The sequence below is a fragment of the Pseudoduganella chitinolytica genome, from assembly GCF_029028125.1.
GTDB classification, from domain to species: Bacteria; Pseudomonadota; Gammaproteobacteria; order Burkholderiales; family Burkholderiaceae_D; genus Rugamonas; species Rugamonas chitinolytica.
In genome coordinates this window covers 3778027-3791647 of record NZ_CP119083.1, presented here as the reverse complement: position 1 = coordinate 3791647, position 13621 = coordinate 3778027, and the positions used below count along the sequence as shown (strand labels likewise).

Genomic DNA, 13621 nt, shown 5'->3' with positions numbered 1-13621 from the left:
GCTTGGGGTCTGTCCCTAAAAGGGACTGGCCCCGAAGTTCATGTCCGATGCAGGTGTAGCGGCGGCGTGCAGTCAGCTTTGTTTGCGCGAGTGCGGCAGTGCCAAACTTCGGGGTCAGTCCCCTGCGGGGACAGACCCCCATCCTACCTGCACCCCCGCACCTGCTGCTCGGGGAACTTCGCGGCAATCCGCTCCAGGCTTGCGCGGGTGGCGGCCGTGATGTCGCGGAACTGGAAGACCATCTGCTTGCTGGCCGAATAGCGCGGCGCCACGCGCGCCGTCGTCACGCCTTGCTTGACCAGCTTCGCGAGCGCCGTCTGCGCGGCCGTTTCGGCCTTGAACACGCCCAGCGAGATGCCGTTCTTCTGCTGGCCATCGGGGACGATGTAGAAGTCGGCCACGCCTTTCGCACGCAGCTCGGCCGCGCGCTTTTCCGCCACGTCGCGCGTGGGCGCGGGCGGGATCATGACCATGTAGCTGGAGATCTCCTGGCCCGGCACGTTGCGGCGCGCCTGGCGGTCGCCCAGCGCCAGCGGCGCCAGTTGCGCCTCGAAACGACGCGCGTCGGCCAGCACGAAGTTGCCCACTTCCAGGCAGGCCACGACAGGCTTGTCCTCTGCCCGTGCCGCCGGTGCCGCGTCGGGCGCGGCGGGGGCTGTCGCAGCGTTGGCTCCGTTGGCCGCATTGGCCTTCTCTGCCGAAATGAGCGTCAGCTGCCTGGCGTTCAACTGCTTCTGCAGGCGCGCGGGCTCGTGTTCCTCGCCCTGGAAACTGCCCAGGATGCCCTGGCCATAGGCGAACAGCGCGGCATTCGTGACCAGCAACACGGCAAAACAGAACTTCAGCACGGATCACCCTCCGCCCGCACGATCGCGTGCAGGCCTTTCATGACGATATTGTCCACATGGCGCAGCGCGCCGGCCAGCAGCGGCGCTTGCGCCAGCATCGGCGCGATGTACGGTGCCGCACCGCCCGACAGGATGCATTCTACGGCGCCATGCCGGGCAAAGGCGCGCTCGATGGCGCCCGCCTGCGCCGACAGGCAGCCCGCCAGGATGGCGTCGTCGGTGTTGTCGGCAAACGGGGAGGGCAGCAGGGCGCCCGGCTGGATCTGCGGCAGCTGCGCCGTGTTGCGGGCCAGCGAACTGGCCATCAGCCCGAGGCCCGGCAGGATCATGCCGCCGACGAAGCGGCCGGCAGCGTCGATCGCGTCGATCGTCGTGGCCGTGCCGCAGTTGGCGACGACGACCGCACGGCCGGGCGCCAGCGCGCGCGCGCCGATGGCGGCGGCAAACCGGTCGCACCCCAGTTGCGCGGGATTGCGGTAGCCGTTGACCAGGCCGGCCCGCTGCGCGGACGAGGCGAACCATTCGACCGCCGCGCCAGGCGCGACGGCCGCCAGCATCTGCTCCAGCCGCGTGCGCACGGCGGTGCCGGCGACGTTCGCGGCCAGCACGCGCAGCGGTGGCGCCGCACCGAACGCGGTGCCCCACTGCGCGGCCAGGTCGGCGGCATCCGCGTGCAGCGCCGCGCCCTCGGCCAGCCAGCCATCGGCGGCACTGTCCACCAACGCCCATTTGATGCGCGTGTTGCCCGCGTCGACCAGCAGCCAGGCGCTCACGATGCGAGCCTCAGCGACACGTCGCCGGACAGCACGGTGACGCGGCCGCCCGGGGTATCGAGAACGAGCCGGCCCGCCTCGTCCACGCCGGCGGCGCGGCCGTGCTGCACGACGGCGCCGTGGTCGAGGATGTTGACGGCCGCGCCGCGCCAGCCCTGCAGCGCATTCCACCGGTCCATGAACGGCGCGAAGCCCGTGTCGTCGAACTCGGCCAGCACGGCCGCCAGGCGGCTCAGCAAAGTTGCCACCAGCACGTTGCGGTCCATCTGCGCCAGCCAGGGCGCGGACGCGACGGCGCGGCCCACGCTCGCCTCCAGTTCGTCCGGCAGCAGCAGGTTCATGCCGCAGCCGATGACGGCCCAGATGGCGCCGTCCGGCGCGGCCTGCGTCTCGACGAGGATGCCGGCCAGCTTGGCGCCGTCCTTCATGACGTCGTTCGGCCACTTCAGCTGCACGGGCACGTCCAGGCCCGCCAGCGTTTCGGCCAGCGCCACGCCGACGGCCAGCGGCAGCCCGGCCAGCCGGTGCAGCGGGCCCTGGAAGCGCCACGCCAGCGAGAACGTCAGCGACGATCCCGGCGCGGACAGCCAGCTGCGGCCGGCCCGCCCGCGCCCGGCGGTCTGGCGTTCGGCGATGCGCAGCACGGGGCCCGCCAGGCCGCCGCCGTCATGGCTGGCCGATGGCAGGCGCGCGAGCAGGTCGGCGTTGGTCGATCCCGTTTCCAGCACGACTTCGATGGCGATGTGGGAAGCGCTGGCGGCGCAGCCGGCATGGATGGCGGCGGCGTCCAGCCGCAGGTGGTCGGTATGGTTCATGACGGGGAAGACTTGCGCGGCTTGCGCGGCGCCCGGGCAAAGGCCAGATCATACAGCGCATCGGGCAGCAAGCGCAGCAGCTTGGCCACGATGCCCATCTGCCATGGAATCACGCGGTAGCTGACGCCTGCATCGATGGCCCGTGCGGCGCGTGCGGCGAAGACCTCCGGCGCCAGCAGGAACGGCATCCGGTACGGATTGTGGCGGGTCATCGGCGTGTCGATATAGCCCGGCGCGATCGTCACCACGTGGATGCCCTGCGGGCGCAGCTCGACGCGCAGCGATTCGCAGTAGGTCATCACCGCCGCCTTCGAAGCGCTGTAGGCGCCCGCGCCGGGCAGTCCGCGGATGCCCGCGACGCTGCCGATGCCGACCAAGCGGCCGGCAGTACGCTGGGTGCGCAGCGCCGCGATGAACGGTGCGAAGGTGGCCACGGTGGCGGTGACGTTGGTGGCGACGATGTCGGCAAATACGGGCAGGTCTTCCGGTCGCTCGGTCAGCGTGCCGTGCGAGATGCCGGCGTTGGCGATGACGATGTCGATGCCGCCCGCGTGGGCGAGGAAGTCGGTGGCGGCCGCGTACAGCGCGGCATGGTCGCGCACATCGACGGCGTACGTGCGGTGCAGGTGGGAATTGGGCGAATGGGGAAGGGTGGCGAGCAGCGCCAGCAGCGCGTCGTGGCGGCGCGCCAGCAGGCCGACAACCGCGCCGGCGCCCGCATAGTGGGCGGCCAGCGCGGCGCCGATGCCGCTGGAAGCGCCGGTGATGAAAACGCGCTTCACGGCAGCCCGGGGATTACTTCTTTGCGGCCTTGGCCTTGGCGACCAGCGCGTCCAGCACCTGCAGCGTGGCCTGCTGCTGCTTGGCTTCCGTGTCCAGGTCCTTGTTGGCCTGGCCCGTCAGGCTGGGCGAGGCCTGCCAGCGGCCGTCCACGACCAGCAGCGGCCAGTATTCGACCTTGTAGCTCTCCATCATGGCGCCGGCGCGGCGGATCTTGCCGGCCACGCCGAACGAGCGGTACGTGTCGATGAACTTGGTGCGGTCGACGCCGTTCCTGGCGACCCAGTCGAACACCGCCTCGTCGCGCGTGAACTCCTGGCGCTCCTCATGCAGCGCCTTCAGCACTTTCGATTGAAGCTGGTCCGCCAAACCCATCGACTCGAGCGTGTAGTACAGCTTCTGCTGCGGCGCCAGGCGCTCGTTGTAGGGCACGTGCACGCGCTTGAAGGCGATATTGTCGCCCTGCTTCTTCACCCAGGCCGACAGCAGCGGATCGAACGTGTTGCAGTGCGGGCACCAGTAGGCGAAGAACTCGATGACCTCGACCTTCTTGCCGCTCTCGGTCGGCTGCGGGGTTGGCAGTACCTGGTAGTCGGCGCCTTCCTTCGGCGCGGTGGGGGAGGCCGCGGCGCCGAAGGCGACGAGCGACAGGGAGGCGGTCAACGTCAGGACGGACAGGATCTTCTTCAGCATATGCATCGTTCTCCAGGCAGGGTTATTTCTGGTTGCGTACGACGGCCACGTCGACGCCGTTCTCGGACAGCTTGCCGCGCACCTTGTTCATCGCCTCCACCTGCGTGAACGGGCCCACGCGCACGCGGTGCAGCACGCCCGAATCGGTGCTGCGGTCGGTCACGCTGGCCTCGAAGCCCAGCAGCGCCAGCTTGGCGCGCACCGCTTCCGCATCCGCTGTCTCGCGGTAGGCGCCGGCCTGCAGGTAATAGACCCACTTGTCGTCGCCCGGCGCGGACGGCGCCGGGGCACCGGACTGCGACGGTGGCGCGGCCGTGTTCACGGGCGCAGGCGCCTTCGGCTCGCTCGGCTGCGCCTGGATCTTGTCGACCACGGCCTGAAGCGGATCGGGTTGCGGCGCCGCCGGTGCGGGCGCCGGCGCCGGCGCGGCGGGATGCGCCTCCTTCTCGAAGTCGCGGTTGGCGCTGCGGGTGGCGTCGCGGTTGCCGTACATCGGCTTGTTCGGGTCCGAGATCTGGCCCGTGGCCTCGGCCGGCTTGGCGCGGGCCGGCTTTTCCGTGAACGGCGACTGGCCCTTGGTGATCATCAGCGCGACGACCACGGCGATCGCCAGACCGATGACGAGGCCGATGACGATGCCGACCAGCGTGCTGCCCTGCTGGCGGCGCAGGGGCGAGGAAGGGATGGAACGGAAGCGATGGTTCATGGAATCTTACATCTGGTTGGGAGCGGAAACGCCGATCAGGGCCAGGCCGTTGCGCAGCACCTGGCGCACGGCGACGGCCAACGCCAGGCGGGCCAGCTTCAGCGGCTCGTCGTCGTCCAGCAGCCACTTGTGCGCGAAGTAATAGCTGTGCAGCTCGCCGGCCAGCTCGCGCAAGTAGAACGCGACCTGGTGCGGACCCAGCTCGGCCTGGGCGCGTTGCAGCACTTCAGGATAGGCGGCCAGCTTGGCCAGCAGAGCGGCTTCGTGCGGCGTTGTCAGCGGCGACAGGTCGACGCCGGCCAGCGTGGCTTCGTCGCCGCCCCAATTCGCAAGCGCCGAGCAGATGCGCGCGTGCGCATACTGGACGTAGTAGACCGGATTCTCGTCGTTGGTGGCCAGGGCCACGTCCACGTCGAACACGAATTCCGTGTCCGCTTTACGGGAGATCAGGAAGAAGCGCACGGCGTCGCGGCCCTTCGTGATGTCGCCGCCGCCGGACCATTCGATCAGGTCGCGCACCGTGACGTACGAGCCGGCCCGCTTGGAGATCTTGACCTCGGCGCCGTCCTTCATGACGGTGACCATCTTGTGCAGCACGTAGTCGGGATAGCCCTGCGGGATGCCCAGGTTAACGGCCTGCAGGCCGGCGCGCACGCGCGCGATGGTGCCGTGGTGGTCGGAACCCTGGATGTTGATCGCCTGCGTGAAGCCGCGCTGGAATTTGACGATGTGGTACGCCACGTCCGGCACGAAGTACGTGTAGGTGCCGTCCTTCTTGCGCATCACGCGGTCCTTGTCGTCGCCGTAGTCGGTCGTGCGCAGCCACAGGGCGTCGCCTTCCTCGTACGTGTGGCCGTTGGCGACCAGCGCCGCGACGGCCGCTTCCACCTTGCCGTCGGTGTACAGCGACGATTCCAGGTAGTAGTTGTCGAACTTGACGCCGAAGGCCTGCAGGTCGGTGTCCTGCTCGCAGCGCAGGTAGGCAACGGCGAATGCCCGGATCGACTCGAAGTCCTCGACGTCGCCGGAACCCGTCACTGGCACGCCGTCGCTGGCGGCCACGGTTTTCCTGGCGAGGAAGTCGGCGGCGATCTCGGCGATGTAGTCGCCGTTGTAGGCCGACTCGGGCCACTCGGTGTCGCCCGGCTTGAAGCCGCGCGCGCGTGCCTGCACCGACGTGGCCAGCGTCTGGATCTGCACGCCGGCGTCGTTGTAGTAGTACTCGCGCGTGACGTCGAAGCCCTGCGCCTCGAACAGCGACGACAGTGCGTCGCCCAGCGCGGCCTGGCGGCCGTGGCCCACGTGCAGCGGGCCGGTCGGGTTGGCCGAGACGAATTCGATGATCACGTGCTGGCCCGCGCCCGCATCGCTGCGGCCGAATGCCTCGCGCTGTGCCAGCACGGTGGCGACGACGGCCTGCTTGGCCGCGTCCGTCACGCGCAGGTTGATGAAGCCGGGGCCCGCGATCTCGGCGGTGGCGATGACATCCTTGGCGGCCGGGTTTTCCAGCAGCGCGGCGACGACCTTCTGGGCCAGTTCGCGCGGGTTGGTCTTGAGCTGCTTGGCCAGCTGCATGGCGATATTGCAGGCAACGTCGCCGTGGGCGGCATCGCGCGGACGCTCCAGCACCACGTTGGGAGTAATGTCCGATCCGGCCAGGATCGGGGCGAGGGCGGCCTGGAACAGGTCGACGATCTGTTGTTTTTGTTGGGCGAGCATGAGGGTATGGGCGGCTGGGCCGCGCAATTGGGTGACTTTTTAGAGAACGTACATTATAGGACGGACATTATAGGGGGACATTATACAAGCTGGGAGGGGGCGCCCCGCCGCTGGGAGCGGGCTGGGCAGGCGGGCACTGATACAATCCCGCCTTTATTACCGCATCACGAAAGAATCACATGAACAAGCGTCCGACGCTGTCCCTGAAGGCGAAGCCGTCTCCCGCCAGGAAGGCCACCGCGCAGCGCCCGGCGCGCCCGGCAGCCAAGCCGGCGCCCCAGCCGAAGGCCGCAGCCGCCCAGCCCGCGCCAGCCCCGGCGGCACCTGCCACGCCCTGGAACAAGGACGCGATCCGCCAGCACACGCCGCGCCCGGGCCGTCCGCCCGCACCGAAGATGGGCACGGCGCCTGCGCCCGACCCGGTCGGCCTGCGCGCCAGCCACCACCGCGACCTGAAACCAGCCCTGCAGACCGACTACAAGGCCGAGCTGAAGCCCGATTCGCTGGCGTTCGCGCTGCTGGGCGCCGCCGCGGCCGTCGTGCAGGTGCGCGGCGGCACGGCGCTGCCACAGGCACTGGCCGGGGTGTTCGGCACGCAGGAGGCCACGGCGCAGGGTCGTGGCGCGATCCAGGACATCGCCTACCGCGCCATGCGCCAGCTGGGGCGCAGCGACGCGCTGGTGGCCGCGATGGCACCGAAGGCACCGGATCCGCTGGTGGCGGCGCTGCTGGCGTGCGCGCTGCCGCTGATGCAGCCCGATGCCGCCGGCGTCGCGCCGTACGAGGCCTTTACCGTTGTCGACCAGGCTGTCACGGCGGCCGGCTCGCATCCGGACACGGTACGTGCCAAGGGCATGGTCAACGCGCTGCTGCGCCGCTTCCTGCGCGAGCGCGAAGCGCTGCTGGCCGACGTGGCGCTGCAGCCGTTGGCGCGCTGGAACTATCCGCAGTGGTGGATCGACGCGGCGATTACCGCCTATCCGCAGGACTGGCAGCAGATCCTGGCGGCGGGCGACGCGGCACCGCCGCTGACGTTGCGCGTGAATGCGCGCAAGGGTTCCGTCGAGGGCTACCTGGCCTTGCTGGCCGAGGCGGGCATCGGCGCGCGCCAGGTCGGTCCATGGGCCGTGCGGCTGGACAAGCCGGTGGGCGTCCATGCCATTCCCGGTTTCGACGCGGGCCTCGTCTCGGTGCAGGACGCCGGCGCCCAGCTGGCCGCGCCGCTGCTGGACCTGCAGGACGGCATGCGCGTGCTCGATGCGTGCGCGGCCCCCGGCGGCAAGACCTGCCACATCCTGGAGACGGCCGACGTGCACGTCACGGCCCTCGATGCCGACCCGCGCCGCCTGGTCCGGGTGGGCGAAAACCTGGACCGCCTGGGCCTTGCTGCCACGCTGCAGGCGGCCGAGGCGCAAAGCCGCGGCTGGTGGGACGGCGCAGGGTTCGACCGCATCCTGGCGGACGTGCCTTGCACGGCCTCCGGCATCGTGCGGCGCCACCCCGATATTCGCTGGCTGCGCCGCAAGGGCGACGCGCTCCAACTTGCAACACTTTCGGCCGAAATTCTCGACAATCTTTGGCAGATGCTGCGGCCCAATGGTAAATTGCTGTTCGTGACATGTTCGTTGTGGCCGCAGGAATCCGAGGCGCAGGCGGCCGCTTTCGCGGTGCGCAATCGCGCCACGCGACTCGATGCGCCCGGTCAGCTGCTGCCCGTGGGCGCGGCCGAACAGGATCACGATGGTTTGTTTTACGCGCTGTTCCAGAAGAGTGTGTAAAAACTCAGCCAATTTTCTGCCTGTTTGGCTCAATAACCACCGCAACCTCTGATTGATAGCGCGCACGTGACCTTACGATTCGTCCGACTCCTGGCCTGCCAGCTGCTGCTGATGCTGGCCTGCGCGCTGCCGCAGGCGGCCCGGGCTGCCGAGGAGACCGTGGAGATCACACGTGCGACCATCGAAGCGGCCGAAGAGGGCTACCGCCTGTCCGCCGCCTATTCGTTCGACTTGAGCCACGGCCTGGAAGACGCGCTGCAGTACGGCGTCCAGCTGTACTTCACCACCGAGATCTCCTTTACCCGGCCGCGCTGGTACTGGTTCGACGAGAAGGCCGTCACCAACAAGCGCACCCACCGCATCTGGTACGACGTGCTGACGCGCCAGTACCACGTGACGATCATCGGCAGCGTGTCCCAGAACTTCGAATCGCTCGAGGACGCGCTGTTCTTCATCCGCCGGCCCACCCGCTGGGTGGTGGCGCCTCGGGGCGCGCTGAAGGTGGGCGAGGTCTACAACGTCACCGTCAGCATGGGCATGGACCGCAACTACCTGCCCAAGCCGATCCAGGTGAGCGCCTTCAACAACCGCGAGTGGACCCTGGCGTCCCAGAAGAAAACCTTCCAGTACAGGGCCGAGTAAGTGACCCAGGCATTGCGGTATCTGTTCGTCGTCGCGGGAGCCATCTGCAGCATCTTGCTGTTCCTGCTGGCGTCGGCGTCCGACAATTCCGGCTTCTTCGACCGTTACTATTCCTGGCTGCTGGCGATGAACGCCACGGTGGCCTTCGCGCTGCTGGCCCTCGTCGCGGTCTCGCTGTTCCGGCTCTATTCGCGCTACAAGAGCGGCAAGTTCGGCTCGCGCCTGATGACGCGGCTCGTCATGCTGTTCGCGGCCATCGGCGTGCTGCCCGGGCTCGTCATCTTCCTCGTCTCCGTGCAGTTCGTCTCTCATTCGATCGAGTCATGGTTCAACGTGCGTGTCGAGGAGGCGCTGGAGGCCGGCCTGGACCTGGGCCGCTCCGCGCTCGACGCCTCGCTGACGGAGTTGCGCGCCGAGGCCGACAAGACCGCCGAGGAGCTGTCGCGGCTGCCGTTCTATGCGGCGCCGTCCGCGCTGGCGCGCTTCGTCAAGGAACATCCGCGCACGCAGAGCGCGATCATCGTCGACGCCGACGGCGGCCTGATCGTGTCGGCCATGGGCGAACGCCGCGTCAACCTGTCGGCCGACCTGCCCACCACCGCCATGATGGCCAAGGCGCAGGCCGATCCGCCCTATGCGGTGGCGGAAGGCGGCAGCGAGCTGCGCGACGACACCGTGGGTGCGCCGCCGGTGCAGCCCGATCCGAACAACGTGCTGCGCCTGCGCGTGCTGCTGCCGATCCCGGGCGCCGTGCAGGCCTCGGGCGCGCACCTGGCGCCGCGCTACCTGCAGATCATCCAGGCCGCCGCACCGCGCCTGGCCAGCGACGGCGACATGCTGCGCACCGCCTACAGCGAGTACAAGGAGCGCTTCGTGGCCCGCGTCGGCTTGCGCCGCATGTACATCGAGACGCTGACGTTGACGTTGCTGCTGGCCGTGTTCGGCGCCATCGCGGCGGCCTTCCTGATCGCCAATGACCTGGCCCAGCCGCTGCTGCTGCTGGCCGAGGGCACGCGCGCCGTCGCCGAGGGCGACCTGTCGCCGCGCCCGATCGTGGCCAGCTCCGACGAACTGGGCACGCTGACGCAAAGCTTCAACACGATGACACGCCAGCTGTCGGAGGCGCGCACGGCGGTCGAGCGCAACCGCATCGCGCTGCAGAACGCCAAGGCCCACCTGGAATCCGTACTGGCCAACATGTCGGCCGGCGTGATGGTGCTCGATGCCGAGTTCCGCCTCGTCACGTGCAACGATTCGGTCGAACGCATCCTGCAGAAGGCCGGCACGGCCCTGGTGGGCAAGCCGCTGGCGGACGTGGAGGGCATGCAGGAATTCGCCGCCGCCGTCACCGCCGCGTTCTCCGCGCAGAGCGCGCAGTCGGCGGCCGGACGCAACGTCCAGCGCCTGCACTGGCAGCGCCAGATCGAGATCTCGCGGCCCGGCGGCGGGCCGGACGAGAACGCGCTGATCCTGCTGACGCGCGGTTCGCGCCTGCCGCAGGAAGGCGGCGGCGGCTACATCGTCGTGTTCGACGACATCACCGACGTCATTTCCGCCCAGCGCTCGATCGCCTGGGGCGAGGTGGCGCGCCGGCTGGCGCACGAGATCAAGAATCCGCTGACGCCGATCCAGCTGTCGGCCGAGCGGCTGCAGATGAAGCTGGAGGACAAGCTGGAACAGCGCGACGTCGAGCTGCTCAACAAGAGCACCAGCACGATCGTCAACCAGGTCAGCGCGATGAAGCGCATGGTGGACGATTTCCGCGACTACGCGCGCACGCCGCCGGCCCAGCTGCTGCCGCTCGACCTGAACGCACTGGTGGAGGAAATCCTGCACCTGTATATCGGCGACGAGGGCAACGACATCATCCACGCCCAGCTGGCGCCGTTCCTGCCGATGGTGATGGGCGACGAAACCCAGATGCGCCAGGTGATCCACAACCTCTTGCAGAACGCCCAGGATGCGCTGGCCGACCAGGTCGCGCCCGCGCGCGCGCCGCGCATCGACGTGGTGACGGAAGCCATCCACTACCAGAGCGCGGACGGCGGCACGCGTATTGCCGTGCGCCTGTCGATTGCCGATAACGGTCCCGGTTTCGCACCGAAGATCCTGGCGCGCGCGTTCGAGCCGTACGTCACGTCGAAGGCGCGCGGCACGGGGCTGGGACTGGCAATGGTGAAGAAAATCATCGACGAGCATGGGGGCCGGATCGATATCCAGAACCATGCCGATGGAAGTGGCGCTTCGGTGCTGATTTTACTGTTAAAGTTGGCACCGGTGCAGTTGGCATAATATTCGGAACACTAATAAAATCATCATCAAATTCGGCCAGCCGCACGTGATTCCGTGAGGAATTTGTGGCACCCGCAGGAGCAGCGGAATCGCTACCGGACGCAGTGTGAAATACACCAGCGTCCACCGCGGCCGGGCCGTCGCAAAATGATAAGAAGAGGGCAGGGATAGATGGCAAATATTCTGGTAGTAGATGATGAAATGGGCATCCGGGAACTGCTCTCGGAAATCCTCGGCGACGAGGGGCACGCGGTCACGCTGGCGGAAAACGCGCAGCAGGCCCGCCAGGCCCGCGCCGCCGGCGCGCCCGACCTGGTCCTGCTCGACATCTGGATGCCCGATACGGACGGCGTCACGCTGCTGAAGGAATGGCAGCGCGACGGGCTCCTGACGATGCCCGTCATCATGATGTCCGGCCACGCCACGATCGACACGGCGGTCGAGGCCACCCGCATCGGCGCGCTGAACTTCCTGGAAAAGCCGATCGCCATGCAGAAGCTGCTGAAGGCCGTCCAGGCCGGCCTGACGCGCGCGCAGGAAGTGGTGCGCGCGCCCGTGATGGCGCAGCGTCCCGCCGCGCTGCCGCCCGTCGAAGAAGCGGCCGCGCCCACCTTTGGCGCCCAGCCGGCGCCGGCGCCCGGCGCCCATGGCATTGCCATGTCGCGCGGCAGCGGTGAAGGGCATACCTTCAACCTGTCGTTCGACCTGCCGCTGCGCGAGGCGCGCGATGCGTTCGAGCGCATGTACTTCGAGCACCACCTGGGCCGCGAAGGCGGCAGCATGACGCGCGTGGCCGAGAAGACGGGACTGGAGCGTACCCACCTGTATCGCAAGCTGAAGCAACTGGGTGTCGAGCCCGGCAAGCTGGCGAAAAAGAACCAGCAGGCCTGACGGCTTGCCGGTAGCGACACCTCGGCCAGCCAGGCCGGCCCTGCCGACGACGCTCGTCACGGGCCGGCGCGCCGCCGATCGCGAACGGGCGATCGCGGCCGTCATCGACGGGCCCGACACCACGGTCATCCTCGAGGGCCTGGCCGACCCGACCTCTCCCCTTGTCGACCATACCGCGCTGGCGGACCCGCCCGCGATCGTGCGCATCGCGCCGGGCTGCCTTTGCTGCGCCGGTAATCTCGTTTTGCGTGTTACATTGAATCGTCTCTTGCGCCGCCCGCCAGCGCGCCTTTTTATCAGCCTGGCCGATGCGACCCATGTCGGACAGCTGCGCGCGTTCCTGTCGGCCCCGCCCTACGACAGCCTGCTGTCCCTCTGTGACGACATCACGGCGTGATTGCTGAAGGTTCTGTACTGGTTTTTGTCCCCTTGAAAAGACCTTGTACAGCCCCACTTCGAAACTGAACGCGGAACCCAGCCCGGTTCTGCCCCTGGAGAGAAGGAAGCGATATGAACCTCATCTACAACAGCGAGCAGTACAGCGTCGTCGAATTCGGACCCGACCGTGAACTCGAAGCTCTGCGCTTCGGCGGCTATGAAATCGTCGACAAAGGCGGCAAGCGCGAAATCTTCATTGCCGGGTTGCTGGCACAGAACTTCCGCCGCGACGTCAACCAGCTCATCGCCAATGAGCCCACGATGGAGGAAATCGACGAGTTCCTCGGCAATTACGACTCCTTGATGAGTCAGCCGGTGTTGCTGCATTAAATCGTGGATGGCTTTGCCGCGCCTGGCGCCGCAAGGCAGGCACCGCTCGCCGCCCCGGGGCGGCCGTGATAAGGTGACGGTCGGGTAGACCTTTTTCACGTCATGCTATGTGCCAACTTTTGGGAATGAACTGCAATGTGCCGACCGACATTGTGTTCAGCTTTACCGGCTTCGCCATGCGCGGCGGCCGGACCGATACCCACCACGACGGTTGGGGTATCGCCTTCTTCGAGGGCGCCGGCGTGCGCCATTTCGTCGATCACCAGGCTGCCGTCGACTCGCCGGTCGCCACGCTGATCAAGACCTATCCCATCAAATCGCGCAATGTCGTCGCGCACATCCGCAAGGCCACGCAAGGCGCGGTCGCGCTGGAGAACTGCCATCCGTTCGTGCGGGAGCTGTGGGGGCGCTACTGGGTGTTTGCCCACAATGGCGACCTGAAGCAATTCGATCCCGTGCTGGACGGCGCCTTCCGCCCTGTCGGCACGACCGACAGCGAACGGGCCTTCTGCCACCTGCTGCAGGAACTGCGGCGGCGTTTCGGCGATACCCGGCCGCAGCGCGCGGCGCTGCACGCCGCCCTGGCCGAGCTGGTGCCGGCGATTGCGGCCCACGGCACGTTCAACATGATGCTGTCGGACGGCACGGCGCTGTTCGCGCATTGTTCGACCAGCCTGCATTACCTGGTGCGCCAGCATCCGTTCGATACGGCAATCCTGTCCGACGAGGACGTGCGCGTCGATTTCTCCCAAGTGACGACGCCTGACGACCGTGTCGCCATCATCGTCACCCAGCCGCTGACGACCAATGAGCGCTGGACTGCTTTCGCAACGGGCGAATTGCTGTGTTTTGTCGACGGCTTGCCCCAGCCGGCACCCGTGTAGTTACAGAGGAAAAATATATTTTTTGTCAGAAA

The 13621-nt window shown here is 67.9% G+C and carries 14 protein-coding genes; 7 read left to right on the top strand and 7 right to left on the bottom strand.

All coding sequences use genetic code 11. The annotated features are described in order from the left end of the window. Positions 1-143 precede the first annotated feature (143 nt). The 7 genes from PX653_RS16730 to argS are packed head-to-tail and all read right to left on the bottom strand — an operon-like array spanning position 144 to position 6334. On the bottom strand, positions 144-848 hold the full coding sequence (locus tag PX653_RS16730) for an SPOR domain-containing protein (RefSeq protein WP_277413896.1): 705 nt from the start codon (positions 846-848) through the stop codon (positions 144-146). Then, on the bottom strand, positions 842-1621 hold the full coding sequence (locus tag PX653_RS16725; RefSeq protein WP_277413895.1) for a type III pantothenate kinase: 780 nt from the start codon (positions 1619-1621) through the stop codon (positions 842-844). The genes PX653_RS16730 and PX653_RS16725 overlap by 7 nt, the downstream gene beginning before the upstream one ends. Then, complete coding sequence (locus tag PX653_RS16720) at positions 1618-2436, bottom strand: biotin--[acetyl-CoA-carboxylase] ligase (protein WP_277413894.1); 819 nt, start codon at positions 2434-2436, stop codon at positions 1618-1620. The genes PX653_RS16725 and PX653_RS16720 overlap by 4 nt, the downstream gene beginning before the upstream one ends. Next, positions 2433-3218: an SDR family oxidoreductase gene (locus tag PX653_RS16715; protein ID WP_277413893.1), complete on the bottom strand. Its 786-nt coding sequence runs from the start codon at positions 3216-3218 to the stop codon at positions 2433-2435. The genes PX653_RS16720 and PX653_RS16715 overlap by 4 nt, the downstream gene beginning before the upstream one ends. A 13-nt stretch (positions 3219-3231) precedes the next feature. After that, positions 3232-3915 carry a thiol:disulfide interchange protein DsbA/DsbL gene (locus PX653_RS16710; RefSeq protein ID WP_277413892.1) on the bottom strand — a complete coding sequence of 228 codons (684 nt, stop codon included), beginning with the start codon at positions 3913-3915 and terminating at the stop codon, positions 3232-3234. A gap of 16 nt (positions 3916-3931) precedes the next feature. Then, positions 3932-4615, bottom strand: coding sequence for an SPOR domain-containing protein (locus PX653_RS16705; protein WP_277413891.1), 684 nt, complete (start codon positions 4613-4615; stop codon positions 3932-3934). A 6-nt stretch (positions 4616-4621) separates the two neighbouring features. Then, a complete protein-coding gene (gene argS / locus PX653_RS16700; RefSeq protein ID WP_277413890.1) occupies positions 4622-6334 on the bottom strand; it encodes an arginine--tRNA ligase in 1713 nt (570 codons plus the stop codon). 395 nt (positions 6335-6729) lie between these two features. On the opposite strand from argS, the gene rsmB reads away from it, so the two are divergent. The 7 genes from rsmB to PX653_RS16665 all read left to right on the top strand — a co-directional run bounded on the left by rsmB (position 6730) and on the right by PX653_RS16665 (position 13589). Next, the gene (gene rsmB, locus PX653_RS16695; protein ID WP_277418589.1) at positions 6730-8112 is read left to right on the top strand and encodes a 16S rRNA (cytosine(967)-C(5))-methyltransferase RsmB; all 1383 of its coding nucleotides are present in this window, start codon (positions 6730-6732) and stop codon (positions 8110-8112) included. Between the two features lie 66 nt (positions 8113-8178). After that, a complete protein-coding gene (locus tag PX653_RS16690) occupies positions 8179-8754 on the top strand; it encodes a DUF4390 domain-containing protein (protein WP_277413889.1) in 576 nt (191 codons plus the stop codon). Continuing rightward, the gene (locus PX653_RS16685) at positions 8755-11046 is read left to right on the top strand and encodes a sensor histidine kinase (RefSeq protein WP_277413888.1); all 2292 of its coding nucleotides are present in this window, start codon (positions 8755-8757) and stop codon (positions 11044-11046) included. A 171-nt stretch (positions 11047-11217) separates the two neighbouring features. Then, on the top strand, positions 11218-11937 hold the full coding sequence (locus PX653_RS16680; protein WP_277413887.1) for a response regulator: 720 nt from the start codon (positions 11218-11220) through the stop codon (positions 11935-11937). 4 nt (positions 11938-11941) lie between these two features. Further along, complete coding sequence (locus PX653_RS16675; protein WP_277413886.1) at positions 11942-12334, top strand: CobW family GTP-binding protein; 393 nt, start codon at positions 11942-11944, stop codon at positions 12332-12334. A gap of 113 nt (positions 12335-12447) precedes the next feature. Beyond that, a complete protein-coding gene (locus PX653_RS16670; protein ID WP_107140739.1) occupies positions 12448-12705 on the top strand; it encodes a BTH_I0359 family protein in 258 nt (85 codons plus the stop codon). A 107-nt stretch (positions 12706-12812) separates the two neighbouring features. After that, entirely contained in the window at positions 12813-13589 is a 777-nt protein-coding gene (locus PX653_RS16665; RefSeq protein ID WP_277413885.1) for a class II glutamine amidotransferase, read from the top strand. The last annotated feature ends 32 nt before the right edge of the window (positions 13590-13621 follow it).